This window comes from Mesorhizobium sp. P2_F7 (assembly GCF_056403695.1).
Genome location: NZ_JBFUFA010000004.1, coordinates 635,307 through 660,909 on the forward strand (window position 1 = coordinate 635,307; position 25,603 = coordinate 660,909).

General features: G+C 61.9%; 27 protein-coding genes, 1 tRNA gene and 1 pseudogene. 26 read left to right on the top strand and 3 right to left on the bottom strand.

Features of this window, described 5'->3' with window-relative positions; translation table 11 throughout:
* Positions 1-26: 26 nt before the first annotated feature.
* The 6 genes from AC1DZ8_RS17210 to AC1DZ8_RS17235 all read left to right on the top strand — a co-directional run bounded on the left by AC1DZ8_RS17210 (position 27) and on the right by AC1DZ8_RS17235 (position 4,262).
* Positions 27-539 carry a peptidylprolyl isomerase gene (locus tag AC1DZ8_RS17210; protein ID WP_477304148.1) on the top strand — a complete coding sequence of 171 codons (513 nt, stop codon included), beginning with the start codon at positions 27-29 and terminating at the stop codon, positions 537-539.
* A 12-nt stretch (positions 540-551) separates the two neighbouring features.
* Positions 552-1,001 carry a DMT family transporter gene (locus AC1DZ8_RS17215; RefSeq protein ID WP_477401266.1) on the top strand — a complete coding sequence of 150 codons (450 nt, stop codon included), beginning with the start codon at positions 552-554 and terminating at the stop codon, positions 999-1,001.
* Complete coding sequence (gene queA, locus AC1DZ8_RS17220) at positions 1,001-2,086, top strand: tRNA preQ1(34) S-adenosylmethionine ribosyltransferase-isomerase QueA (protein WP_477401268.1); 1,086 nt, start codon at positions 1,001-1,003, stop codon at positions 2,084-2,086. The genes AC1DZ8_RS17215 and queA overlap by 1 nt, the downstream gene beginning before the upstream one ends.
* A complete protein-coding gene (locus AC1DZ8_RS17225) occupies positions 2,079-2,348 on the top strand; it encodes a hypothetical protein (protein ID WP_477304153.1) in 270 nt (89 codons plus the stop codon). Before queA ends, AC1DZ8_RS17225 begins: the two co-directional genes overlap by 8 nt.
* Complete coding sequence (gene tgt / locus AC1DZ8_RS17230; RefSeq protein WP_477304155.1) at positions 2,341-3,471, top strand: tRNA guanosine(34) transglycosylase Tgt; 1,131 nt, start codon at positions 2,341-2,343, stop codon at positions 3,469-3,471. The genes AC1DZ8_RS17225 and tgt overlap by 8 nt, the downstream gene beginning before the upstream one ends.
* A 65-nt stretch (positions 3,472-3,536) precedes the next feature.
* Positions 3,537-4,262, top strand: coding sequence for an SDR family NAD(P)-dependent oxidoreductase (locus AC1DZ8_RS17235; RefSeq protein WP_477304157.1), 726 nt, complete (start codon positions 3,537-3,539; stop codon positions 4,260-4,262).
* A 10-nt stretch (positions 4,263-4,272) separates the two neighbouring features.
* Here AC1DZ8_RS17235 and AC1DZ8_RS17240 read toward each other — a convergent pair whose 3' ends face one another.
* Complete coding sequence (locus AC1DZ8_RS17240; protein WP_477304159.1) at positions 4,273-4,701, bottom strand: DUF4864 domain-containing protein; 429 nt, start codon at positions 4,699-4,701, stop codon at positions 4,273-4,275.
* 195 nt (positions 4,702-4,896) lie between these two features.
* Between AC1DZ8_RS17240 and AC1DZ8_RS17245 the strand changes: the two genes are divergently transcribed.
* From AC1DZ8_RS17245 to glpK, 17 genes are all read left to right on the top strand, one after another.
* Positions 4,897-5,508: a DsbA family protein gene (locus tag AC1DZ8_RS17245; protein ID WP_477304161.1), complete on the top strand. Its 612-nt coding sequence runs from the start codon at positions 4,897-4,899 to the stop codon at positions 5,506-5,508.
* A gap of 68 nt (positions 5,509-5,576) precedes the next feature.
* Positions 5,577-5,813, top strand: a complete 237-nt coding sequence (locus AC1DZ8_RS17250; protein ID WP_477284376.1) for an Lrp/AsnC ligand binding domain-containing protein — start codon at positions 5,577-5,579, stop codon at positions 5,811-5,813.
* Positions 5,814-5,986: 173 nt separating this feature from the next.
* Positions 5,987-7,399 (top strand): circularly permuted type 2 ATP-grasp protein, encoded by a 1,413-nt coding sequence (locus AC1DZ8_RS17255; protein WP_477304164.1) that lies wholly within the window; start codon positions 5,987-5,989, stop codon positions 7,397-7,399.
* 21 nt (positions 7,400-7,420) lie between these two features.
* Positions 7,421-8,362, top strand: a complete 942-nt coding sequence (locus AC1DZ8_RS17260; RefSeq protein ID WP_352586879.1) for an alpha-E domain-containing protein — start codon at positions 7,421-7,423, stop codon at positions 8,360-8,362.
* A gap of 1 nt (position 8,363) precedes the next feature.
* Positions 8,364-9,158, top strand: a complete 795-nt coding sequence (locus tag AC1DZ8_RS17265) for a transglutaminase family protein (RefSeq protein WP_477304354.1) — start codon at positions 8,364-8,366, stop codon at positions 9,156-9,158.
* A 32-nt stretch (positions 9,159-9,190) separates the two neighbouring features.
* Positions 9,191-9,922 carry a proteasome-type protease gene (locus AC1DZ8_RS17270; protein ID WP_477304165.1) on the top strand — a complete coding sequence of 244 codons (732 nt, stop codon included), beginning with the start codon at positions 9,191-9,193 and terminating at the stop codon, positions 9,920-9,922.
* A gap of 92 nt (positions 9,923-10,014) precedes the next feature.
* Positions 10,015-11,430: a pyridoxal phosphate-dependent decarboxylase family protein gene (locus AC1DZ8_RS17275; RefSeq protein WP_477304167.1), complete on the top strand. Its 1,416-nt coding sequence runs from the start codon at positions 10,015-10,017 to the stop codon at positions 11,428-11,430.
* Between the two features lie 62 nt (positions 11,431-11,492).
* Entirely contained in the window at positions 11,493-11,891 is a 399-nt protein-coding gene (locus tag AC1DZ8_RS17280; RefSeq protein WP_477304169.1) for a hypothetical protein, read from the top strand.
* 115 nt (positions 11,892-12,006) lie between these two features.
* Positions 12,007-12,774, top strand: coding sequence for a DeoR/GlpR family DNA-binding transcription regulator (locus tag AC1DZ8_RS17285; protein WP_023670971.1), 768 nt, complete (start codon positions 12,007-12,009; stop codon positions 12,772-12,774).
* A 138-nt stretch (positions 12,775-12,912) separates the two neighbouring features.
* Positions 12,913-14,439, top strand: coding sequence for a glycerol-3-phosphate dehydrogenase (glpD, locus tag AC1DZ8_RS17290; RefSeq protein ID WP_477304171.1), 1,527 nt, complete (start codon positions 12,913-12,915; stop codon positions 14,437-14,439).
* 38 nt (positions 14,440-14,477) lie between these two features.
* Entirely contained in the window at positions 14,478-15,557 is a 1,080-nt protein-coding gene (locus tag AC1DZ8_RS17295) for an ABC transporter ATP-binding protein (protein WP_477304173.1), read from the top strand.
* A gap of 10 nt (positions 15,558-15,567) precedes the next feature.
* Complete coding sequence (locus tag AC1DZ8_RS17300; RefSeq protein ID WP_477284358.1) at positions 15,568-16,644, top strand: ABC transporter ATP-binding protein; 1,077 nt, start codon at positions 15,568-15,570, stop codon at positions 16,642-16,644.
* Positions 16,645-17,511: a carbohydrate ABC transporter permease gene (locus tag AC1DZ8_RS17305; RefSeq protein WP_454574966.1), complete on the top strand. Its 867-nt coding sequence runs from the start codon at positions 16,645-16,647 to the stop codon at positions 17,509-17,511.
* 1 nt (position 17,512) lies between these two features.
* Positions 17,513-18,427, top strand: coding sequence for a carbohydrate ABC transporter permease (locus AC1DZ8_RS17310; protein ID WP_477304178.1), 915 nt, complete (start codon positions 17,513-17,515; stop codon positions 18,425-18,427).
* Positions 18,428-18,429: 2 nt separating this feature from the next.
* Positions 18,430-18,717 carry a DUF2160 domain-containing protein gene (locus AC1DZ8_RS17315; protein WP_477401272.1) on the top strand — a complete coding sequence of 96 codons (288 nt, stop codon included), beginning with the start codon at positions 18,430-18,432 and terminating at the stop codon, positions 18,715-18,717.
* A 77-nt stretch (positions 18,718-18,794) separates the two neighbouring features.
* Entirely contained in the window at positions 18,795-20,522 is a 1,728-nt protein-coding gene (locus AC1DZ8_RS17320; protein WP_477401274.1) for an ABC transporter substrate-binding protein, read from the top strand.
* An 89-nt stretch (positions 20,523-20,611) separates the two neighbouring features.
* Complete coding sequence (gene glpK, locus AC1DZ8_RS17325; protein WP_477304184.1) at positions 20,612-22,105, top strand: glycerol kinase GlpK; 1,494 nt, start codon at positions 20,612-20,614, stop codon at positions 22,103-22,105.
* Positions 22,106-22,174: 69 nt separating this feature from the next.
* Here glpK and AC1DZ8_RS17330 read toward each other — a convergent pair whose 3' ends face one another.
* Positions 22,175-22,642 carry a BA14K family protein gene (locus AC1DZ8_RS17330; protein WP_477304186.1) on the bottom strand — a complete coding sequence of 156 codons (468 nt, stop codon included), beginning with the start codon at positions 22,640-22,642 and terminating at the stop codon, positions 22,175-22,177.
* A 327-nt stretch (positions 22,643-22,969) separates the two neighbouring features.
* On the opposite strand from AC1DZ8_RS17330, the gene AC1DZ8_RS17335 reads away from it, so the two are divergent.
* Positions 22,970-23,045, top strand: a tRNA-Lys gene (locus AC1DZ8_RS17335).
* A 388-nt stretch (positions 23,046-23,433) separates the two neighbouring features.
* The gene (locus tag AC1DZ8_RS17340; protein WP_477304188.1) at positions 23,434-23,604 is read left to right on the top strand and encodes a hypothetical protein; all 171 of its coding nucleotides are present in this window, start codon (positions 23,434-23,436) and stop codon (positions 23,602-23,604) included.
* 145 nt (positions 23,605-23,749) lie between these two features.
* On the opposite strand, the pseudogene AC1DZ8_RS17345 reads toward AC1DZ8_RS17340, so the two are convergent.
* Positions 23,750-23,973, bottom strand: a pseudogene (locus AC1DZ8_RS17345) (DUF768 domain-containing protein).
* A 366-nt stretch (positions 23,974-24,339) separates the two neighbouring features.
* Here AC1DZ8_RS17345 and AC1DZ8_RS17350 point away from each other — a divergent pair.
* Entirely contained in the window at positions 24,340-25,086 is a 747-nt protein-coding gene (locus tag AC1DZ8_RS17350; RefSeq protein WP_477304190.1) for a hypothetical protein, read from the top strand.
* Positions 25,087-25,603 lie beyond the last annotated feature (517 nt).

Consider the following 25,603-nt stretch of genomic DNA (forward strand, 5'->3'; position numbering starts at 1 on the left):
TTTTTCTGAGATAAAGGATATCCGACATGGCTGAGATCAAGGACCGCGAAAACGCGCTCATCATGGAAACGACCAAGGGCAAGGTCGTCATCGAACTGTTTCCCGATCTGGCCCCCGGCCACGTCGCCCGCATCAAGGAACTGGCGCGCGAAGGCGCCTATGACGGCGTCGTCTTCCACCGCGTCATCGAAGGTTTCATGGCGCAGACCGGCGACGTGAAGTTCGGCAACTCGTCGAAGCCGACCTTTGCCCCCTCCCGCGCCGGCATGGGCGGCTCGGAAAAGTCCGACCTGAAGGCCGAGTTTTCCAACGCCAACCACGGCCGCGGCACCTGCTCGATGGCGCGTTCGCAGAACCCGAACTCGGCCAATTCGCAGTTCTTCATCTGCTTCGACGATGCCGCCTTCCTCAACCGCCAGTACACGGTCTGGGGCCAGGTCATCGAAGGCATGGACAATGTCGACAAGATCAAGCGCGGCGAGCCGGTGGTCGATCCCGACAAGATCGTGTCGCTGAAGGTCGCGGCCGACGTCAAGTAAGGACTGACAGCGATGATGGGCGTGGTCTGGTCGCTGCTCGGCATCCTGTCCGGCGCCTTCATCGCCATTCAGGCACCGATCAATTCGCAGCTGGCGCGCGGCCTGGGGCTTCCGGTCGCGGCGGCGGCGTTTTCCTTCCTGTCGGGCGCGGTCGTGCTCGGCATCATCTCCGTTGCCGTGGTGAAGTTGAACGACATCTCGCTCGACTGGAAGGCGCCGGCGCCCTGGCTGTTCGTCGCCGGCGGCATGCTCGGCGGCTTCTATGTCACGCTGTCGACCATTCTGACACCGCGCATTGGCGCGGCCGCCCTGATGGCGTTCCTGGTTGCCGGCCAGCTGCTGGCCGGCATGCTGATCGACCGCATCGGCTTCCTCGGCGTCGCGGTGCGCGAGATTTCGCTCGGCCGCGTCGCCGGTGCGGTGCTGCTCTTGGCCGGAGCGCTGCTCGTCCGGCTTTTCTGATGCGCGTCGATCTCTTCGACTTCGACCTGCCGGAAGAGCGCATCGCGCTGCGCCCGGCGGAGCCACGCGACAGCGCCAGAATGCTGGTGGTCAGGCCGGGTCAGGGGCTTTCGGACAGGACGGTGCGCGACCTGCCGTCCCTGCTCAAGGCCGGCGACGTGCTGGTCTTCAACGACACCAAGGTCATCCCGGCGCAACTGAAAGGCATCAGGCGGCGCGGCGAAGCGCAGGCGCAGGTCGAGGCCACGCTGCACATGCGCATGGCGCCGGACCGCTGGCTGGCCTTCATGCGGCCGGGCAAGCGCATTGCTGCCGGCGACCGCATCCATTTCGGCCATGATGGCAATTCCTGCTTCCTCGGCCAGCTCGACGCCACGGTAATCGAGAAGGGCGAGGCCGGTGAAGCGCTGCTCGGCTTCGACCTGTCCGGCCCGTTCCTCGACGAAGCGCTGCGCGCCGTCGGCCACATTCCGCTGCCGCCCTATATCGCTTCCAAGCGTGATGACGACGCGCGCGACCTGACGGACTATCAGACCATCTACGCCAGGGAAGAGGGCGCGGTCGCAGCACCCACTGCCGGCCTGCATTTCACGCCCGAGCTGTTTGCCGCGCTCGACGCCAAGGGCATCGAACGCCACTTCGTCACCTTGCATGTCGGCGCCGGCACTTTTCTGCCGGTCAAGGCGGACGACACCGCCGACCACAAGATGCATGCCGAGACCGGCTCCGTCAGCGAAGCAACCGCAGACGCGCTCAATGCTGCCAAGGCGACGGGCGGGCGCGTCATCGCTGTCGGTACGACCTCGCTGCGCCTGCTGGAGAGCGCGGCAAGGCCGGATGGCACGCTCGCGGCATGGTCAGGCCCGACCGACATCTTCATCACGCCCGGCTATCGGTTCAAGACCGCCGACCTGCTGATGACCAATTTCCATCTGCCGCGCTCGACCCTGTTCATGTTGGTTTCGGCCTTCAGCGGCCTCGACACGATGCGGGCGGCCTATGCGCATGCCATCGAGAACAGCTACAGATTCTACTCCTACGGAGACGCAAGCCTGCTTTATCGAGCGGAGATGAGCGATGGATGATGACCTGCAAGCCTTTGATCGCGAAAGCCTGATCGCCGAAGTGAAGAAACTGCGTGCCGGCATCCGCGCGCACCGTGACACCACCGGCCACGATCTCTGCTGGCACCACCCTGATCTCTGGGACCTGCTGCCGGAAAAGACCGAGCCGTCGATCGCCGTGCCCCCTTGGCCCAAATTCATGCGCGGCTGCATCCAATACCGCCAGTCGCTCGACAGACAGGTGCCGGACGCGCCTGTCCATGACAAGGAATTCAATGGCTGAGACGTTCACTTTCAAGGTCCTCGCCACTGACGGCAAGGCACGGCGCGGTGTCATCGACATGCCGCGCGGCGAGATCCGCACGCCGGCCTTCATGCCGGTCGGCACCGGCGGCACTGTCAAAGCCATGTATATGGACCAGGTGCGCGGCGTCGGCGCCGACATCATCCTGGGCAACACCTATCATCTGATGCTGCGGCCCGGCGCCGAGCGCGTGGCGCGGCTCGGCGGCCTGCATGAATTCGCCCGCTGGCCGCATCCGATCCTGACCGACAGCGGCGGTTTTCAGGTAATGTCGCTGTCAAAACTCAGGAAACTCACGGAAAAGGGCGTCACCTTCCGCTCGCATATTGACGGCGCGCCTTACGAGATGTCGCCGGAGCGTTCGATCGAGATCCAGGGGCTGCTCGATTCCGACATCCAGATGCAGCTCGACGAATGTACCGCGTTGCCCGCCGAGCTGAAGGAAATCGAGCGCGCCATGGAGCTGTCACTGCGCTGGGCCGAGCGCTGCAAGACGGCGTTCGGCGACCAGCCGGGCAAGGCGATGTTCGGCATCGTGCAGGGCGGCGATAACGCGGCGCTCAGGGTGCGCTCGGCACAGGCGCTGAGCGCGATGGAGCTGAAGGGCTATGCCGTCGGCGGACTGGCTGTCGGCGAGCCGCAGGCCGTGATGCTGGAGATGCTCGACATCACCTGTCCGGAACTGCCTGAGAACAAGCCTAGATATCTCATGGGCGTCGGCACGCCCGACGACATAGTCAAATCGGTTGCGCGGGGCATCGACATGTTCGATTGCGTCATGCCGACCCGCGCCGGCCGCCACGGCCTGGCTTATACAAGGCGCGGCAAAGTCAATCTCAGGAACGCCCGCCACGCCGACGACCCGCGTCCGCTGGACGAGGAAAGCGACTGCCCGGCAGCGCGGGACTATTCACGCGCCTACCTCCATCATCTCGTGCGCTCGCAAGAGGCGCTGGGGGCGATGCTGCTGACCTGGAACAACCTGTCCTACTATCAGAAGCTGATGCAGGACATTCGCGCCGCGATCGAAGCGCAGGCCTTCGACGCGCGCACGGCCGAGATTTCAGAGGGCTGGGCGAGGGGCGATATTCCGGCGATTTAGCTCTCTGTCCGCGGCAATTGACGTAACGGCAGTCCGCGCGCAGATTTGTGCTCGAGGGATCGCCCATGTCCGTGACATACGACTTTTCAGGCAAAACGGCGGTGGTAACCGGTGGCTCAAGGGGCATCGGCAGAGCAGTGGTCACACAGTTGGCTGGGTCTGGAGCTGACGTGTGGGTATGGGACGCCAATCCACTACCGATTGAGGGAACCCGCGGCCGGTCGGTGGACGTGACCAAAGCTGCCGACATTGCGGCCGCCGTGGCGCAGATCGCCGCCGGAACCGGCCGAGTCGATATCCTTGTCAACAATGCCGGCTATCTTGGCCCGTACCGCGACTTCGAAACCTTCGATCCGGCAGAATGGCAGCGTATCGTCGGCGTCAATCTTCTGGGCACGTTGGAAGTCACGCATCAGGTTCTGCCGCTCATGCGCAAGGCCGGTAGCGGCTGTATAGTCAATATGGGATCACTTGCCGGCAAAGAGGGTTTGCCGAGCCTTGCTGCCTACTCGGCGGCGAGCGCTGGCGTCATCGCATTCACCAAGGCACTATCGAGAGAGGTTTGCGACACCGGCATTCGTGTCAACTGCGTCGCGCCTGGTCCGATCGATACCGACCTTATCAGACGACTTGGCAATCTAGTCGTCAGCGACATGATCGGTGCGAGCCCCTTGAAGCGGCTCGGATCCGTCGATGAAGTCGCAGGGTTGGTGCTCTGGCTGTGTTCCGAAGCGAGCAGCTTCAACACTGGTGCGGTATTTGACATGTCAGGCGGGAGGGCACGCTACTGAGACCTTGTGCTCAGGTACTCAGCGAATTCGACGCCCGCAGGCTGCAGCCGGTGATCTGAAAACTGCCGTCGGGCTGTTGCTGCAGTGTATAGACCGCCTCGTAGTCCTTGCCGTCAGGGCCGACGATCAGTACCTGCTGGATGATCGAACCGGGGCCGGTCTGCTCGACCTTGCCGAAGGAATAGCTTCTTGGCTGGCGCACGGGCGCGTAGCCATTGGTCACCATGTTCATGAAGGCGTCAACGGTCGGGAAAATCTGCTTCACGTTTGGAGCGGCGAAGCTGTAGGCCTTGGCGCCGTCATTGGCGATGAGCGCCTTGAGCTGACCATCGATGACGGCCTGGCCGGCCTTGATTTCGGCATCGCCGGCAAGGGCTGCCGACGCAAACAGGGCTGACGCGAACAGCAATGAAACGACTGCGAATGCGATGCGGCGCATGGCCTGTCTCCATTGTCCCCAACAGATCGCTGTCTGAGGACGCATCATACCATACGCTTGGCGCTGCCTCACGGTTTCAGCAACCGCGAATATTTGCCACGCAAGTGCCACAAGATCATGCTTAAGCATCCTTTAAGACGGGGCGCGCATCGTAGGGGACGGGTGGGGACCCGTTCGCGCAACCAGGGGACGAGCATGTCCAAGCAGCCGATCGACCGGCGCCTTTTGCTGAAGGGCGCGGCAAGCTTTGCACTTCTGGCTCCATTGTCCGCTTGGGCAGCCACCGGGCCGACCGTCACCGAAATCGCCTTCGATCCGGTCATTCCAGCGCTCGGCAATCCCGATGGCGACGTCACCATTGCCGAGTTCGTCGACTATCAGTGCCCGATCTGCAAGCTCGTCTTCGTCGAACTGAAGAAACTGATGGCGGAAGACAGCGGCATCCGGCTGGTGATGAAGGACTGGCCGATCTTCGGCGACGTCTCGCGCGACGCGGCGCGCGTGGCGCTTTTGACAGGTGAACATTATGCCGCGGCGGTGGATGCGCTGATGACCAATCAGCGTGGCCTCTCGGAACGCCGCACCAACGATATCCTGGCTTCGGTCGGGGTCGATGTGGCGATGGTGCGGGCCGATCTCGCCATCCGTGAACCCGACATCGACGCTGCGCTTTTGCGCACCGATACGCAGGCAACCGCCTTTAAACTGCGTGGCACCCCCGCTCTGGTCATCGGCGGCAGCCTCTACCGGCGCGGCATGCCGGTGTCCGAACTGAGACAAGCCGTCGCCAAGGCGCGCTCGGCCTGATGCTTGAAAGCCGGGCGGCAGTCTGCCACAAGGGCCGCTTGTGTGCTGAAGCTTGATCGGGACCGGCAATGAAGACGTTTTTCGTGCAGATAAAGTGCGACCTCGGCAAGTCCTATGAGGTCGCCAGCGCGCTCGCCGACGCCGAGATCGCCTCGGAAATCTACTCGACCGCCGGCCATTACGACCTGCTCGCCAAATTCTATATCGACGACGAAGACGATGTCGGGCACTTCGTCAACGAGAAGGTGCAGATTATTCCCGGAATCAAGGACACCTTCACGGTCGTCACTTTCCGCGCTTTCTAAAGCCACATCAGGCACTTGCCCGGCGACGAGGCAAAGCCTGATTACGCCCCTGTTTCGATTGCCCTAATTTTGGGCAGTCGTAACATACTGATCGCCGATATCCCGGAAATCACCGATTGCGCTTGATTTTCTCCCGCGACGCCAGTGAAATGGCGTCACAGGGGAGTATGCGATTGGCAGCGTTCGATGAAATGCTTCCGGAAGTTTCCGGACTGAGAAAACCGTATACGGCTTACGACCGCTGGCTGAAGGAGCAGGACCCGGCCAGGCTTACCGAAAAGATGCAGGACGCCGAGCGCGTCTTCCGCAAGACCGGCATCACCTTCGCCGTCTATGGCGAGCAGGAAGCCTCCGAGCGACTGATCCCCTTCGACATCGTTCCGCGCATCATCTCGGGCAATGAATGGCGGCGCCTCACCCAAGGCATCGAGCAGCGCGTGCAGGCGCTGAATGCTTTCCTCGACGACATTTACCATCGCCAGGAAATTTTGCGCGCCGGGCGTGTTCCCAGAGAGCTCATCGCCAGGAACGAGGCCTTCCTGCCGGAGATGATCGGGGTCAGGCCGCCGGCCGGCGTCTACACCCACATTATCGGCGTCGACATTGTCCGCATCTCGGAGAACGAGTTCTACGTGCTGGAGGACAATGCGCGCACGCCGTCGGGCGTCTCCTACATGCTGGAGAACCGCGAGACGATGATGCAGCTCTTCCCCGAGCTGTTCCAGCAGATCAAGGTGCGGCCGGTCGAGAACTATCCGCAGCTCCTGCGCCAGTCGCTGGCGGCGGTCCGGCCGCAAAGCACCAAGGGCGCGCCGACCATCGCCGTGCTGACGCCCGGCAGCTTCAACTCCGCCTATTTCGAACACGCCTTCCTTGCCGATCAGATGGGCGTGCAGCTGGTCGAAGGCCAGGATCTGCGCGTCGTCGACGGCCATGTCGCCATGCGCACGACCGAAGGCTACAAGCAGATCGACGTGCTGTACCGCCGTGTCGACGATTCCTTCCTCGACCCGCTGACCTTCCGGCCTGACTCGGCGCTTGGCGTGCCCGGCATCATGGATGTCTACCGCGCCGGCAACATCACCATCGCCAACGCGCCGGGAACCGGCATCGCCGACGACAAGGCGATCTATTCCTACATGCCCGAGATCGTCGAGTTCTACACCGGCCGCAAGGCCATCCTCGGCAACATCCCGACCTGGCGTTGCTCTGAAGCCGACAGCCTGAAATACGTGCTCGAACACATCCATGAGCTGGTCATCAAGGAAGTGCACGGCTCCGGCGGCTACGGCATGCTGGTCGGACCGGCGGCGACCAAGAAGGAATGCCAGGAGTTTGCCAAGAAGCTGCAGTCGAAACCCTCCAACTACATCGCCCAGCCGACGCTGGCGCTCTCGACCTGCCCGATCCTGACTGAAAAAGGCCTGTCGCCCCGCCACGTCGATCTCAGGCCCTACGTGCTGGTGTCCGACCGCATCCAGATAGTGCCCGGCGGGTTGACGCGGGTGGCGCTGAAGGAGGGTTCGCTGGTCGTCAACTCCTCGCAAGGCGGCGGCACCAAAGACACCTGGGTGCTCGATGACTGATTTTCACCTGAAGGATTTTTGATGCTTTTAGGCCGCACCGCCAACGGGCTCTACTGGATGAACCGCTATATCGAGCGGGCGGAAAACATGGCGCGCCTGGTCGATGCCGGCCTGCGCATGGCGCTGACCCGTACCCAGAGCGCCTCGGAAGAGTGGAATTCGGTGCTGCTCAGCGCCGGCTCCGACGTCACTTTCACGCAGAAATACCAAGACTATACCGCCGCTAATGTCGCCGACTTCCTGCTGCGCGACACGTCGAACCCGTCGAGCACGATGTCGGCGATCGAAACCGCCCGCAACAATGCCCGCATGGTGCGCACCGCGCTGACACGCGAAACCTGGGAGAGCATCAACGAAGCCTGGATGGCGCTGAAGCGGATGCTGGCAAAACCCATCGACGAGCGCGACCTACCGAGTGTGCTCGACGCCATCAAGCGCGAGACGGCGCTGATCCGCGGTTCGTTCTACGGCACCATGCTGCGCAACGAGATCTTCGATTTCTCGCAGCTCGGCACCTATGTCGAGCGCGCCGACAACACGGCACGCATCCTCGACGTGAAATATTATGTGCTGCTGCCGTCGATCTCCTGGGTCGGCTCGAGCCTCGACAATTACCAGTGGGAATCGATCCTGCGCTCGGTGTCGGCGCATCGCTCCTATCGCTGGGTCTACGAGGCCGACTACAAGCCGACCAACATTGCCGACTATCTGATCCTCAATGTCCGCATGCCGCGCTCGCTGACCTTCTGCTATCGCTTTCTCGCCGAACATCTGAAGTTCCTCGGCGACGACTATGGCGAACGCCATGCCTGCCATGCGACGGTCGACAGGACCCAGGCGATGCTGCGGGCGGGGTCGATCAAGGACATATTCGACGCCGGCCTGCACGAATTCCTGGCCAGGTTCATCCAGGACAACACCAAGCTTGGCGACGAGATCGCTCAAGATTACCGGTTCAACTGATATGCGGCTCAAGATCACCCACCGGACCGAATACCGCTACGACGCGCCAGTACACTATCTGCTGCAGCGGCTGCGGCTGTTGCCGGCCAGCGGCCCAACGCAGACCGTGTTGTCGTGGGCGCTGAAGATCGAGGGCGCGCGCGAGGAAGTGCGCTTCAGCGACCATTTCGGCAACGACAACAGGCTGTTGAGCGTCGAAGGTGAGCGCGACTTCATCACCGTTGAGGCCTCCGGCGAGGTTGTCACGCGTGACACGGCCGGTGTCTCCGGCCCGCATCACGGCTTTGCGCCGCTCTGGCTGTTCAGCCAGGAGACCGCTTTGACCATCCCCGGCGACGGCATCCGCGAGCTTGCCGCGGCCGTCGGCAAGGGCCCCGACATCGAAAGGCTGCATCGGCTGATGGCGCTGATCGTCGAGCGCGTCGCCTACACGCCGGGCACCACCAGCGTGACGACGCCGGCGGAAGAGGCGTTGGCGCTGAAGACCGGGGTCTGCCAGGATCACAGCCATATCTTTGTCGCCACGGCCCGTGCCATGGGCTTCCCGGCCCGTTATGTCAGCGGCTATCTGATGATGGATGCGGCCATCGAACAAGCGGCGAGCCATGCGTGGGCCGAAGCCCATGTCCAGGGTCTCGGTTGGGTCGCCTTCGACGCCGCCAATGGCATTTCCCCTGACGAACGCTATGTCAGGGTGGCCACCGGCCGCGACTATCGCGACGCCTCGCCGGTGTCGGGAATTCGACTGGGACAGGCGGAGGAACAGCTTGCGGTCACCGTCACGGTAGAGCAGTAGTTCTCGGCAAGATTGCTGCCTGAAGAGATTCCATGACTTATTGCGTCGGCCTCAAGATCGATCGAGGGCTCGTGTTCATGTCGGACACGCGCACCAATGCCGGCATGGATTCGATCTCGACCTTCAAGAAGATGCACGTCTGGGAACAGCCGGGCGAGCGCGTCATCGTGCTGATGTCGGCCGGCAATCTGGCGACGACGCAGGCCGTGGTCAGCCTGCTCGACGAACGCAACAAGGCGATCGGCGAACGCCATGCGACGCTGCTCGAAACCCCGTCCATGTACCAGACGGTGCGATTGGTCGGCGACACCGTCAAGGAGGTCATCGCCCAGGCGTCACCGGCCGGCGAGAAGGCGGACTCCTATTTCAATGCCTCCTTCATTCTTGGCGGCCAGATCAAGGGCAGCGCGCCGCGCCTGTTCATGATCTATCCCGAAGGCAATTTCATCGAATCCACCGATGACACGCCGTTCTTCCAGATCGGCGAGACCAAATACGGCAAGCCGATCATCATCCGCGCCTATGAAAAGACGATGAGCCTGGCCGAAACGGTCAAGCTGCTGCTCGTGTCGTTCGATTCGACGCTGAAATCGAACCTCTCCGTCGGCCTGCCGCTCGACCTGCTCTTCCTGGAGAAGGACGCTTTCAAGGTCGGTCTCAAAAGGCGCATTGGCCAGGACGACCAGTATTACCGCGCCATTTCCGAGGGATGGTCGAATGCGTTGAAGACGGCCTTTGCCAGCCTGCCGGATTTTCCGGGGTAGGGCAGGCGTCTTGCGTCGCAGTTGCCTCCTTTTATTTAACATGTTAATCAATAATCGAAACGACCGGGCTGACCGGCGCGTGGGGAGGACACATGGATAATGAGCAATTCCGCGACTGGTCGAAGCGCGCCGCCGATTGGGGTGCAGACTATCGCGCCGGTCTGCGCGATCGGCCTGTGCGGCCGGCCGTCGCGCCGGGCGAAATCTTCAGAAGCATCGAAGCGTCTCCGCCGGAGGCCGCGGAGCCGATGGAGACGATCTTCGCCGATTTCGAAGCCAAGATCGTGCCGGGCATGACGCATTGGCAGCATCCGCGCTTCTTTGCCTATTTCCCGGCCAATGCAGCACCTGTCTCGGTGGTGGCAGAATATCTGGTCTCGGCGATGGCCGCGCAATGCATGCTGTGGCAGACCTCGCCGGCGGCGACAGAGCTTGAGACGCGCATTGTCGACTGGATGCGCCAGGCGCTCGGGCTGCCCGACGGCTTTTCAGGCGTCATCCAGGATTCGGCCTCGTCGGCAACGCTAGCCGCCGTGCTCACCATGCGCGAGCGCGCGCTCGACTGGCAGGGCAACAAGAAGGGCCTTTCCGGGCAGGGCAGGCTGCGCGTCTACTCCTCCGACCAGGTTCACACCTCGATCGACCGCGCCATCTGGGTGGCGGGCATAGGCGAGGAAAACCTCGTCCGCATTCCCGTCGCCGGCACCTACCGCGCCATGGATACTGCAGCCTTGGAAGCGGCGATCATTGCCGACCGCGCGGCTGGCCTTTTGCCGGCCGGCATCATCGCTTGCGTCGGCGGCACCAGCACTGGCGGCACCGACGACATCGCCGACGTCGCCGCAGTGGCCAAACGCCATGGGCTTTATCTGCATGTCGACGCCGCCTGGGCCGGATCGGCGATGATCTGCCCGGAGTACCGGCATTTCTGGACCGGCGTCGAAGGTGCTGATTCTATCGTCTTCAACCCGCACAAATGGCTGGGGGCACAGTTCGATTGCTCGATCCAGTTCGTCCGCCAGCCGGAGGATCTGGTGCGCACGCTGGCGATCAAGCCGGACTATCTGAAGACCCGTGGCCATGACGGCATCATCAACTATTCCGAATGGTCGGTGCCGCTCGGCCGTCGCTTCAGAGCGCTTAAACTCTGGTTCCTGTTGCGCGCTCACGGCCTCGAAGCTTTGCGTACCATGATCCGCAACCACGTTGCCTGGAGCGAAGGCATTGCAGCCAGACTGGCCAGGGAGCCGGATTTCGAGCTCGCCAGCCAGCCGATGCTGTCGCTGTTCTCGTTCCGGCATCGCGCCGCATCCGGCGCCGACTCCGATGAGCACAATTTGCGTCTGGTCGACGCCATCAACAATGATGGCCGCATTTATCTCACGCAGACGCGTGTCGATGGCCGGGTCGCCATCCGCTTCCAGGCAGGACAGTTCGAGACGACCGCGGCCGATATCGATACCGCCTTCACTGTCATCTGCGAGTGTGCAAGATCCCCGAAGGACTGACAGGGATTGTCCGGGCGGTTGCCGCCGCCGAGGCAAGCCAGCAAGGACTTGCGAGCAAGCATATGGCCGGAAGGGGCGAACGGGTTAGCCAGAATCTGACGGGCGTCTGGAGCGGGCGCTATTTCTATCCGCGCGAACTGCCGCCGGTTTCCTTCGTTGCAACGCTGATCGAGACGGCTGCCAGCTTGACGGGGATGACCCACGAACCGGCGGCGACCGGCACCGCAAGATACGCTAGCCTGCAGGGGCAGCGCGACGGCAACGCCGTCTCCTTCATCAAGACATACGACAACGCCGAATTGCAGGCGTACCCGATTCACTACAGCGGCATCCTGAACGGCGATGCCACCGAGATCGAAGGCACCTGGCAAATCCATGGAAGCTGGTCCGGCAAATTCCTGATGATCCGCTCGCCGGGCAAAGTCGCTGCCGTCACCCGCAAGGTGGCGGAGCGGGTCTGAGCTGTATCTGCCCGGTTCGCCTTTGCAATCATCGATATTTCATTAGCCGGCTTCTCCCTTTTCATTGCTTTCGTTTTGAGCTACAAACAAGAAAAACGAAAACGGGAGGTTCTCAGTGTATCTGTCGCCGCGCCATGCCGAAATCATCCAGATGGCGAAAGACCATGGCCGCGTGCTGGTCGACGATCTCGCCACGCACTTCAACGTGACGCCGCAGACCATCCGCAAGGACCTCAACGATCTCTGCGACCAGCGGCTGCTCACCCGCATCCATGGCGGCGCCTTGTTCCCGTCCGGCATCGAGAACATGGAGTATGAGGCGCGCCGCAAGATCGCGGCCGACGAGAAGGAAGCGATCGGCCGCGCTGCGGCCAGATTGATCCCCGACAACGCCTCGCTGTTCATCAATATCGGCACCACGACCGAGTCGGTCAGCAAGGCGCTGCTCGACCATACCGGGCTCATGGTCATCACCAATAACATCAATGTTGCCAATAGGATGCGCATTTATCCTTCGATCGAAGTGGTGATCGCCGGCGGTGTCGTGCGCGGCTCCGATGGTGGCGTGGTCGGCGAGGCGGCGGTCGATTTCATCAGGCAGTTCAAGGTCGACTATGCGGTCATCGGCGCCTCGGCGATCGACCATGACGGCGCGCTGCTCGATTTCGACTTTCGTGAAGTGAAGGTGGCGCAAGCCATCATCGCCAATGCCCGGCATGTTATCCTGGTTTCCGACCAGACCAAATTCGAGCGCACCGCGCCGGTTCGCATCGGCCATCTGTCGCAGGTCAACACCTTCATCACCGACCGTTGCGACATCCCTTCGGTGCGCAAGATCTGCGAGGAAGCGGAGGTTCAATTGATCGAAACGTCGCTCGGCTAGCGGCTTTCGGGGCCTCCAATACGGGCTTCTCACGTGGCCGTGATATTTCGTTTGACATTCGTTATCATTTCGAAATAATTCCGCCACGGTTTCGCAAAACACCAAAAATGCTGCAATGCGAAATCGGTGGAGGAATTCTTGGACGCATCTCCGATCCATGACATCTTTGTCATTGGCGGCGGTATCAACGGCTGCGGCATTGCCCGCGATGCGGTTGGCCGCGGCTTCTCGGTGTTTCTCGCCGAGATGAACGACCTGGCCAGCGGCACCTCGTCGGGCTCGACCAAGCTGATCCATGGCGGCCTGCGCTACCTCGAATTCTACGAATTCCGGCTGGTGCGCGAGGCGCTGATGGAGCGCGAGGTTCTGTGGAAGAACGCGCCGCACATCATCTGGCCGATGCGCTTCGTGTTGCCCTATGCCAAGGGCCTGCGCCCGGCCTGGCTGATCCGGCTCGGCCTTTTCCTCTACGATCATATTGGCGGCCGCAAATTGCTGCCGGCGACCCGCACGCTCGACATGGCCAAGGATCCGGCCGGCAAGCCGCTGAAGCCGCTGTTTCACAAGGCCTTCGAATATTCGGACGGCTGGGTCAACGATGCCCGCCTGGTGGCGCTGAACGCACGTGATGCCGCCGACCGCGGCGCCATCATTCGCACCCGCACGAAGGTGGTCTCGGCACGGCGCGAAGGCGACATGTGGGCAATCCGCCTGGAAGATCTGGCGAGCGGAGCGACCGAGGAGGTCAAGGCCCGGCTGCTGGTCAATGCCGCCGGCCCGTGGGTCGACCACGTGCTGTCGACGGCTGTCGGCCAGAACGACGTCCACAATGTCCGCCTGGTGCAGGGCAGCCATATCGTCATCAAGAAGAAGTTCGACGATCCGCGCGCGTACTTCTTCCAGAACAAGGACGGGCGCATCATCTTCGCCATTCCCTACGAGGAAGAGTTCACGCTGATCGGCACCACCGATCGCGATTATCCCGGCGATCCGCATGACGTGAAGATCAGCGACACCGAGATCGACTATCTCTGCGCGGCGGCGAGCGAATATTTTGCCCAACCCGTGACGCGCTCCGACATCGTCTGGACCTATTCGGCAGTGCGCCCGCTCTACGATGACGGCGCCTCGAAGGCGCAGGAAGCAACCCGCGACTACGTGCTGAAGGCCGATGGCGGCGAGGGCAAGGCGCCGATCGTCAACGCCTTCGGCGGCAAGATCACCACCTATCGCCGGCTGTCGGAGTCGATGCTGGAAAAGATCGAAGGGTTTCTGGGCAAGCGTGGCAAGCCGTGGACGGCGAACGCGTCCTTGCCCGGCGGCGATTTCCCGGCCACCGGTTTCGACGCGCAGGTGGCGAAGCTGAAGAGCGCCTATCCGTTCCTCGATCAGCGCCTGGCGCGCCGGCTGACCAGGCTTTACGGCACGCGCGCGCAAGTGCTGCTCGGCCTTGCCAAGTCGAATGCCGATCTCGGCCGCAATTTCGGCGCCGATCTTTATGAGGCCGAGGTGCGTTACCTCTGCGAAAACGAATGGGCGCTGACCGCCGAAGATGTATTGTGGCGTCGCACCAAGCGCGGCCTGCATTTCAGCCGCGAGCAAGTCTCGGCCCTCGACGAATTCATGCGCGGGATCAGCCGGCGCCATGTTGTTGCAGCGGAATAGGGAAGGCGATTGATGCGAAAAGCCTGGGAGGAGGCATCATGCTGGAACTGAGAAACGTGACGAAGACGGTCGGTGCCGCGGAGCACATCCGCGACGTCTCGCTGACGCTTCAGCACGGCTCGCTCAATGTCCTGCTCGGGCCAACGCTGTCGGGCAAGACCAGCCTGATGCGGCTGATGGCCGGGCTCGACGTGCCGACCTCCGGTTCGGTCTGGTTCGACGGCCAGAATGTCACCGGCATGCCGGTGCAGCAGCGCAAGATCGCCATGGTCTACCAGCAGTTCATCAACTACCCCGCCATGACGGTCTACGAGAACATCGCCTCGCCTCTGCGTGTCGCCGGCACCGATCAGGCCAAGATCGACAAGGAAGTCCGCAACGCGGCAAACCTGCTGAAGCTGACGCCCTATCTCGACCGCACGCCGCTCAGCCTGTCGGGCGGCCAGCAGCAGCGCACCGCGCTCGCCCGCGCCATCGTCAAGAACGCCAGCCTGGTGCTGCTCGACGAGCCGCTCGCCAATCTCGATTACAAATTGCGCGAGGAGCTGCGCGCCGAACTGCCGAAGATCTTCGCCGCCGCCGGCACCATTTTCGTCTACGCCACGACCGAGCCGCACGAGGCGCTGCTGCTCGGCGGCAACACGGCGACGCTTTCGGAAGGGCGCATCACCCAGTTCGGCCCGACCATCGACGTCTTCCGCAAGCCGATCGACCTGGTGACGGCAAGGACCTTTGCCGATCCGCCGCTCAACACCATCGTGCTGGCCAAGAAGGGCCCGGATTTCCTGCTCGAGGGCGGCGTCAAATTGCCGGTGCCGGCCGAGCTCGCCGGCATTGCCGACGCTATGTATACGATCGGTTTCCAGCCGCATCATCTGTCGCTGGAGCGGCCCAACGCCGCCGCTGTGCCGGTGCGCGCCAAGGTGACGATCACCGAGATCACCGGCTCGGAAAGCTTCATCCATCTCGATTTCGCCGATGCGCGCTGGGTCATGCTGACCCACGGCATCCGCGATTTCGAGCCCGACGCCGAGATCGAGGTGTTCATCGATCCGCGCCACATCATGGTCTTCGACGGCAACGGCCGCGCCGTGGCCGCATCGAAGCTGGCGGCTTGAGGGGGAAGAGATGGCGCGCATCGACGTCAACCATGTCCGGCACTCCTATCTGCCCAACCCGCAGAAGGATGCCGATTTCGCGCTCAGGGAAGTGCACCACACTTTCGAGGATGGCGGCGCCTATGCGCTGCTTGGGCCGTCGGGCTGCGGCAAGACCACGCTGCTCAACATCATTTCGGGGCTTTTGCATCCTTCGCACGGCGAGCTGCTGTTCAACGGCAAGGACGTCACCAATTTGTCGACGCAGGAGCGCAACATCGCGCAGGTGTTCCAGTTCCCGGTCATCTACGACACCATGACGGTCTACGACAATCTGGCCTTCCCGCTGCGCAACCGCGGCGTGCCGGAAGCCGATGTCGACCGCAAGGTGCGGGAGACACTGGAGATGATCGACCTGGCGTCATGGGCGAAGAAGAAGGCGAGGGGCCTGACCGCCGACCAGAAGCAGAAGATATCGCTCGGCCGCGGCCTGGTGCGATCCGACGTCAACGCCATCCTGTTCGACGAGCCGCTGACCGTCATCGACCCGCATATGAAGTGGGTGCTGCGCTCGCAATTGAAGCAGCTGCACCGCCGCTTCGGCTACACCATGGTCTATGTCACCCACGACCAGACCGAAGCGCTGACCTTCGCCGACCAGGTCGTCGTCATGTACGACGGCGGCATCGTCCAGATCGGCACGCCGGCCGAACTGTTCGAGCGCCCGCGCCACACTTTCGTTGGCTACTTCATCGGCTCGCCCGGCATGAACGTCATGCCGGTGGCGATCGACGGCAAGACCGCGACCATCGGCAGCCAGCGCATCGAGCTGCCCGGCGCGCCAAAGACCGCCGCTGGGAACACCGGCGCCATCGAACTCGGCATCCGCCCCGAATATGTCAGGCTCGGCCGCGACGGCATGGCGGTGAAGATCAGCAAGGTCGAGGATCTCGGCCGCCACAAGGTTGTGCGCGCCAGCCTCGAAGGCCGCGAGATCGCGGCGGTCATCGGCGAGGATGAGAGCGTTCCCGCCGAACCGAAAGTGCGCTTCGATCCGGCCGGCATCAACATCTATGCCGATTCCTGGCGCGTCGAGATGGGGGCATAGATGGAAAAGACCTGGAACAACAAGGCCTGGTTCCTGGTGCTGCCGGTGCTGGTGCTGGTGGCGTTCTCGGCCGTCATCCCGCTGATGACCGTCGTCAATTATTCGGTGCAGGACACGTTCGGCAACAATCAGTTCTTCTGGGCCGGCACCGAATGGTTCGAGGAGCTGCTGTCGTCCGACCGCTTCTGGGAAGCGATGGTGCGCAACCTGATCTTCTCCTTCATCATCCTGGCCATCGAAGTGCCGCTCGGCATCTTCATCGCGCTCAACATGCCGAAGAAGGGCTGGGGCGTGCCGGTCTGCCTGGTGCTGATGGCGCTGCCGCTGTTGATCCCGTGGAACGTGGTTGGCACCATCTGGCAGGTGTTCGGCCGTAACGACATTGGCCTGCTCGGCTACTACGTCAACGCGCTCGGCATCGACTACAATTATGTCCAGGACCCGTACGACGCCTGGGTCACCATCATCATTATGGATGTCTGGCACTGGACCAGCCTCGTCGTGCTGCTTTGCTACGCCGGCCTGGTCTCGATTCCCGACGCCTTCTACCAGGCGGCCAAGATCGACGGCGCTTCGCGCTGGGCGGTGTTCCGCTACATCCAGCTGCCGAAGATGCAGCGCGTGCTGCTCATCGCCGTGCTGTTGCGCTTTATGGATAGCTTCATGATCTACACCGAGCCCTTCGTCGTCACCGGCGGCGGCCCCGGCAACTCGACGACCTTCCTGTCGATCGACCTCGTCAAGACCGCGCTCGGCCAGTTCGACCTCGGTCCGGCGGCGGCGATGTCGCTGGTCTACTTCCTGATCATCCTGTTGTTGTCGTGGGTGTTCTACACCGTGATGACCAACTACGACGCGGAGCGCTGAGATGAGCGGCGCCAATGAGAGAGCTGACCGAGTGAGCGAGACGACAGCCGCGGGAAAACTGGCGAGCACGCTCTCGCAGGACCAGGTCGCCCGGCTGATGCGCAAGCGCGGCGAGGAATCGCGCTGGTGGTGGATCGTGCCGACGGTCTACATCATCGTGCTTCTGCTGCCGATCTACTGGCTCATCAATATGAGCTTCAAGACCAATGCCGAGATCGTCTCGTCGCTGACGCTCTATCCGCACGCGCCTACGATCGCCAACTACGTCACCATCTTCACCGATGCCTCCTGGTATTCGGGCTACATCAACTCGATCACCTATGTGGTGATGAACATGGTGATTTCGGTGGCGGCGGCGCTGCCGGCGGCTTACGCCTTTTCACGCTACCGCTTCCTCGGCGACAAGCACCTGTTCTTCTGGCTGTTGACCAACCGCATGGCGCCGCCGGCCGTTTTCGCGCTGCCGTTCTTCCAGCTCTACTCGGCCTTCGGCCTGATCGACACCCACATTGCCGTGGCGCTGGCGCACTGCCTGTTCAATGTGCCGCTGGCGGTGTGGATCCTCGAAGGTTTCATGTCGGGCGTGCCGAAGGAGATCGACGAGACCGCCTATATCGACGGCTACTCCTTCCCGCGCTTCTTCGTCAGGATCTTCATGCCGCTGATCGCCAGCGGCATCGGCGTCGCCTGCTTCTTCTGCTTCATGTTCTCATGGGTGGAACTGTTGATCGCGCGTACGCTGACCACCACCGACGCCAAGCCGATTGCCGCCACCATGACCCGCACCGTTTCGGCCGCCGGCATGGACTGGGGCCTGCTTGCCGCCGCCGGTGTGCTGACTCTGATCCCCGGCGCGCTCGTCATTTGGTTTGTCCGCAACTACATCGCCAAGGGCTTCGCCCTGGGGAGGGTGTGACCATGAACCTCGACCTCTCCTGGATGGCGTGGACGTGGCCGACGGCGGCGTTCTTCGGCACCATTCTTCTGCTGCTGTGCGGCATGGCGTTTTGGGAATTTGCCTCGCCGGGCGGCAATCCGCGCGTCGGCATCCTGCGCTTCGAGACGACGCGCGGCGACCGTCTTTTCCTGTCGCTGCTTGGCAGCGCCTTTATCCATCTCGCTTGGCTGGGTCTTGTCGGATCCAACCTGTGGTGGGCTCTCGCTCTCTCCGTGGTCTACGCCGTCGGCGTGTTCCGCTACGTATAGAGGGGGAAACTGTTGGAGCGACCGCGTGCCGGCGGCCGCTCCAGATCGCACTTGAAACCTAAATGTGGAGGAAACCTATGCGACGGCAATTTTTAACATCAACAACCGCGCTTGTCCTGTTGCTCGGGGCAGGCAATGCCTACGCCGGAATGGACGAGGCCAAGGCGTTCCTGGACAAGGAAATCGGCCCGCTGTCGACGCTTGATCGCGCCGGCCAGGAAGCCGAAATGCAATGGTTCATCGATGCCGCGAAGCCTTTCGCCGGTATGGACATCAAGGTCGTTTCCGAAACCATCGCCACCCACCAGTATGAATCGCAGGTGCTGGCGCCGGCCTTTACCGCCATCACCGGCATCAAGGTCACGCATGACGTCATCCAGGAAGGCGACGTCGTCGAGAAGATCCAGACCCAGATGCAGACCGGTCAGAACCTCTATGACGGCTGGGTCAACGATTCCGACCTGATCGGCACTCACTGGCGCTACCAGCAGGTCCGCAACCTGACCGACTGGATGGCGGGCGACGGCAAGGACGTCACCAATCCGAACCTCGACCTGAAGGATTTTATCGGCACTTCCTTCACCACGGCGCCGGACAAGAAGCTCTATCAGCTGCCCGACCAGCAGTTCGCCAACCTCTACTGGTTCCGTTACGACTGGTTCAACGACGAGAAAAACAAGGCCGACTTCAAGGCGAAGTACGGCTACGACCTCGGCGTGCCGGTCAACTGGTCGGCCTATGAGGATATTGCCGAATTCTTCACCGGTCGCGAGATCGACGGCAAGAAGGTCTATGGCCACATGGACTACGGCAAGAAGGATCCGTCGCTCGGCTGGCGGTTCACCGACGCCTGGTTGTCCATGGCCGGCAACGGCGACAAGGGCATCCCGAACGGTCTGCCGGTCGACGAATGGGGCATCAAGGTCGATGAGAATTCGCGTCCTGTCGGCTCCTGCACGGCGCGCGGCGGCGACACCAACGGCCCGGCTGCCGTCTACTCGATCCAGAAGTACCTCGACTGGCTGAAGGCCTACGCTCCGGCCGAGGCACAGGGCATGACCTTCTCCGAATCCGGCCCGGTTCCGGCGCAGGGTGCGGTTGCCCAGCAGATCTTCTGGTACACCGCGTTCACCGCTTCGATGGTCGACGCCGGCGCCAAGGCGGTGATGAACGACGACGGCACGCCGAAGTGGCGCATGGCCCCGTCGCCGCACGGCGTCTACTGGAAGGACGGCATGAAGCTCGGCTATCAGGACGTGGGTTCCTGGACGCTGATGAAGTCGACGCCGACCGACCGCGCCAAGGCCGCCTGGCTCTATGCGCAGTTCGTGACGTCGAAGACCGTCGACGTGAAGAAGAGCCATGTTGGTCTCACCTTCATCCGCGAGAGCACGATCCACGACAAGAGCTTCACCGAACGTGCTCCGAAGCTCGGCGGCCTGATCGAGTTCTACCGCTCGCCGGCCCGCGTCCAGTGGTCGCCGACCGGCACCAACGTGCCTGACTATCCGAAGCTGGCACAGCTCTGGTGGCAGGCGATCGGCGACGCGTCCTCGGGCGCCAAGACGGCGCAGGAGGCGATGGACTCGCTCTGCGGCGAACAGGAAAAGGTCATGAGCCGTATCGAAAAGTCGGGCGTCCAGGGCGATATCGGCCCGAAGATGGCCGAAGAGCATGACCTCGCCTACTGGAACGCCGACGCGGTCAAGAAGGGCAATCTCGCGCCTCAGCTGAAGATCGAGAACGAGAAGGAAAAGCCGATCACCATCAACTACGACGAACTGGTGAAGAGCTGGCAGAAGTAAGCTTGGCGTACGCGCCAGGATCATAGTGAACGGGGAGGCGGCATCTTGCCGTCTCCCCTGTTTGTATAAGCGAGCTACCGGGAGGACGAATGACCGGACACATCCTTGCGATCGACCAGGGCACCACATCGACCAGGGCGATCCTGTTCGACGGAGAGATGAAAGTTGCCGGCAGCAAGCAGCAGGAATTCACCCAGCACTACCCGGCCTCCGGCTGGGTCGAGCACGATCCCGAAGAAATCTGGGGAACCGTCGTCGCCACGGTCAAAGGCGCGCTGAAGGCCGCCGGCCGCGAGGCGTCAGATGTCGCGGCGATCGGCATCACCAATCAGCGCGAAACCGTCGTGATCTGGGACAAGGCGACCGGCAAGCCGATCCACAATGCCGTCGTCTGGCAGGACCGCCGCACCGCGGCGCTCTGCCAGAAGCTGAAGAAGCAGGGGCTGGAGAAAAAATTCAGCAAAAAGACCGGCCTGCTGCTCGATCCCTATTTCTCCGGCACCAAGATCGCCTGGATGCTGGACAAGGTGAAGGGTGCGAGAAAACGCGCCGAAAAGGGCGAGCTTCTCGCCGGCACCATCGACAGTTTTTTGATCTGGCGGCTGACCGGCGGCAAGGTGCACGCCACCGACGCCACCAATGCCTCGCGCACGCTGGTCTACAACATCGAGAAAAATGTCTGGGACGACGAACTGCTGTCGATCCTGCGCATCCCGGCGGCAATGCTGCCTGAGGTCAAGGACTGCGCCGACGATTACGGCGTGACGGAGAAAGGCCTCTTTGGCGCCGAGATAAAGATCCTCGGCGTGGCCGGCGACCAGCACGCGGCGACCATCGGCCAGGCCTGTTTCGAGCCGGGCATGATGAAATCGACCTACGGCACAGGCTGCTTCGCGCTGCTCAACACGGGCGCCGATCTGGTGCGCTCGAAGAACCGGCTGCTGACCACCATCGCCTACCGTCTGAACGGCAAGACCACCTATGCGCTGGAAGGCTCGATCTTCATCGCGGGCGCTGCCGTGCAATGGCTGCGCGACGGCATCAAGGTAATCGGCAAGGCAGAGCATAGCGGCGTGCTGGCGGCGACCGCCGACCCGACGCAAAACGTCTATCTGGTGCCGGCTTTCGTCGGCCTCGGCGCGCCACACTGGGACGCCGACGCGCGTGGCGCGATCTTCGGTCTGACCCGCAATTCAGGCCCGGCGGAGTTTGGCCGCGCCGCGCTCGAATCCGTCGCCTACCAGACGCGCGATTTGCTCGATGCGATGCGCAAGGACTGGAAGGGGGCGTCGGCCAAAACCGTGCTTCGCGTCGATGGCGGCATGGTGGCCTCCGACTGGACGATGCAGCGACTGGCCGACATCCTCGATGCGCCGGTCGACCGTCCGACCATTCTTGAAACGACGGCGCTGGGCGCCGCATGGCTTGCCGGCTCGAAGGCGGGCGTGTGGCCGAAGGCGAAGGATTTTGCCAGAAGCTGGGCACTTGAGCGCCGGTTCAAACCGGACATGGATGCCGCTGTGCGCTCGGCAAAACTGGCGGGCTGGCGCGATGCGGTGCGCAGGACGTTGAGCACGTCCTGAATGCGCTAAAATACGAAACCTGCGCCGTTGCGGCGCAGGTTCCATCACTCTAGCTTCGCCCTGAACTCATCAATAGGGCGAATTGCACTGCCGCCGAGGACCGTAGTTCGGCTGGTAGGTGTTGTCCGACGCGCGATACGAGCGGTAGCGGTCATAGCACCACTGCACATGCGAATCGCCGCCCCGGTAGACGCGGTTCTGGTTGTTGTTGACGATCGCGCCGGTAATCAGCGCGCCGGCAATGAATGCACCGGCCGGGAACCAGAAATCGCCGTGACGGCGATAGCCGTGGCGGTAATGGCGCGAGCCGCGATGGCCGTTCCAGTAGGCGCCGTCATTGTTGCTGCGCGAGAAATTGCGGTCGCCGTTGAAGTTGCGGTTTTTCATCCACGGCTTGTAGTCGACCGCCTGCACATCGGACGACGCCGATGGGGCCTGCGGCGCAATCATTTGCGTGGCGCCGGCCGGCACGGCCGCGGAAACTGCGAAAGAGGCTGACAATGTGGCCGCCAGCATACCCGATACGATCTTGTTCACGATCTACTCCTTTGAAGGGGGTGGTTGACGTCCCTTGTGCGGAGACAACGGCTCGTTGGTGCGAAGGTTCCCGCCAAAACATTAAGTTGCTGATTTGCAATGTTTCTCCAGTCAACCGGAGAAAAAGAGACCCATCTCGCGCCTGCAGATTTTGAAGTGATTACCTCGGCACAGGAGCGGCTCACCGGCCTCCTGCCAGTGGCAATTTGCAGGGCATCAGGCGATGGCAGGAACCCAGGCAAACGAGCCATCTTTTTCCGGTTGACCGCTCGCGGCACTCTCCCTATGTTCCGCGCAATTTCGAGGGCGGCCTTTTAGAGCCCGCGGGAGCGCGTAGCTCAGCCGGTAGAGCAACTGACTTTTAATCAGTAGGTCATGGGTTCGAATCCCATCGCGCTCACCAAATTGCCAAGCAAAATAAAACCGATATTATCATCAGCCCGCTTCTTGCACCGCTGCGAGCACTATCGGGCGCTTCGTGAGGTGCATGAGCCGCTGCTGAAATCGATAGAGACGATCACCGGCAAACGGGCACCGTTCATCCAGTGGAACCTGACAGGGCCGGTGCAGCGGCCTCTTGCGGCTGGTTAGGGACTTCAGTCGTAATTGAGCGACTTCTAATGTGCCTATAGGCTGAGCATCGCGGGGGACGAGGGAGAATCTAACCCGCAGTGGCCGGCGCGGCCTTACGCCCCAAGAGCCTAGACCGGCGCCGGCCATTTACTATCCTGGCTAACACGGAACCATTTCCTCTCTGGTGCCGTTGGGTCAGCCGGAAGGGGATTTCCAAAATGGTTGAGGAAGCAGGCAAGCCGCCGGGGCCAGCCACCGGCATGGCTGTTCAGCGTTTGGTGAAAGAAAGCGGCATTGCCGAAGCGCAAGCCGCAGAGCTTGTTAGATTCCTTGGCCCGCACAACTGGCCCTCGCTCTTGCGCGAAGCGCGTATGCTCAAGAAGCTCTAGGCATGGAAAAGCCCGCTGCGCGGTCAGGCAGCGGGCTTCCCGATGGGAGCGGCTACATCCCCTAGGGGAATCGACCGCCGCATTTACAACCCGTAAATGCCGGCTGGGTTCCAGACAATTCTAAGCGCCGGGCCGGCCCTGATAGTCACGGCCAAATCGCCAAGCCACCGTCGCGGTGGACGATCGCGTCCAGGATAGTTTCGTAGACATTGCCGGTGTCTTCCTCGATCTCGACACTGCCTCGACCGCTTTGGCGTCGGCAAATAGCTTTTGCGTAAGCTCGGCCACGGAGATCACGTCGGCGCCGACCGTCTCGGGGACGTTGTTGGAAAGCCATTTGTGAAGGAAGTTGGTGCCGCGTGTGCTCATGAGTGGGATAAGCGTGTGGCGTTATATTAGGTTCCGCTTATCTTGACGCCGGCGCCGGCTGCTCCAGAATCTGGACATGGCTCGGGGAAATATCAAAAGTAGGCGATGAGGTCGCTGTGATCGCATCCCCTCCACATGCTCGGCGACCGTCACTAGCGGCCGGAGACTGATGGTCACCTTGTCCGCCTGGTTGAGAGCTATCTGGCGGAAAACCTCGCTTGTAGACAAGGCGTAGGCCGCATAGACCTCGCCTTACGCAGCCACACCCTTGATAACGTTGGAGGGGACTTCGGCGCCCGTTGACGCGAGTCATCACCGGAAGTAACAGGAACGTGAGGGCGCTTTAAACGCTGGGGGGGCGGTAAGATGATCATAGGCCCTGATTTTGTTTGGCTTCATTTCCCGAAGTGTGCAGGGACGACGCTGGACCTCGCGTTGCGCGATTTGCTCGCCGGTCGGCCGGGCATTACGTTCGATGAAGTCGATCACCAATCTGGCTACTGGCACCACACCATCGCAGAGCGGAAGCGAGCCGATCAAAGCTTTGACCCATCAGGTAAACGCATCATCTCATGCATCCGTCGCCTCCCGTCTTGGCTGATGAGCCTGGTGCTCTTCGAGGCCGAGCGCAATCCAAGGCACATACCAACCCGAGAAATGATCGTTCGCGGTCAGTGCTACAACGGCAGCGAAGTCAACCAAGCCGACTTTTTCATGGACCTTTTCAGCGGTGATGTGAACCAGTGGATCAGGATCGAACACCTCGCCTTGGATGTGGCAACGGCGTTCAATCTAGACCTAATTGATGTTTCCGAGGCGCTGGAGCGGCACAGAACCAACGTCGCAACAACTCATATCAGGGACATCGCGTTCTGGTTTACGGATCACGACCTCGCCACGCTTTACGACAACAACCCTGCGTGGGCGTCGGTCGAAACGAGAGTTTACGGAAGTGTTGGCATGCCTCTGGCCAAACTTAAAGGAGAGACATTTGGAAACGACAGAGATGTATGTCGAGGCGCCTTAATACCCGCCCCACCTACTCGGCCGGATACACGTCGTCCCCGTAGATGGTTCGAGCCTCGATGGTATCTGGGTCGATATACTCGTTGACGGGATCGAGCTTCCGCTCTTGCCGGATCAATCGAGAAGCAGTGGTTCTAGGCCGGCTTGTCCTTCACGTCGATCTCTTAAGCCCGACCCATCATGGCCTCCGCCTCTTTCGCGCGCGCCTTGAGGATCTGCTCATTGATTGATTGCATGATCGGCGCCGCATATCCTCGTGCCGCTGTATTTCGTTCTTCGCCCTCTGGAGGCCTCTCCACGAGAGTCGGCATCAACGGCGCAACAAATTTCAAACGCATGAACTGACCCACGCCCGGCGGATTCAATTAGCATGCGCTTAATTAGTTCCGGAAGATTTTAACGAATCATTGACCGCGCTGTCCCAAAATAGAACGGCGCGGTCAAATGCCAACCGGCTGCGCAGGCGGCTCCGGCAACCCTACCCCCGCCGCACTGTCGGAGCCGCCCCCACACCTTTCTTAATACCAGCAATGGTTGAATCAACGGTTACGACACGTGGTTTTCAAAAGGGGAACGAGGGGACGCAAAAAAGCCCGCCAGGGCG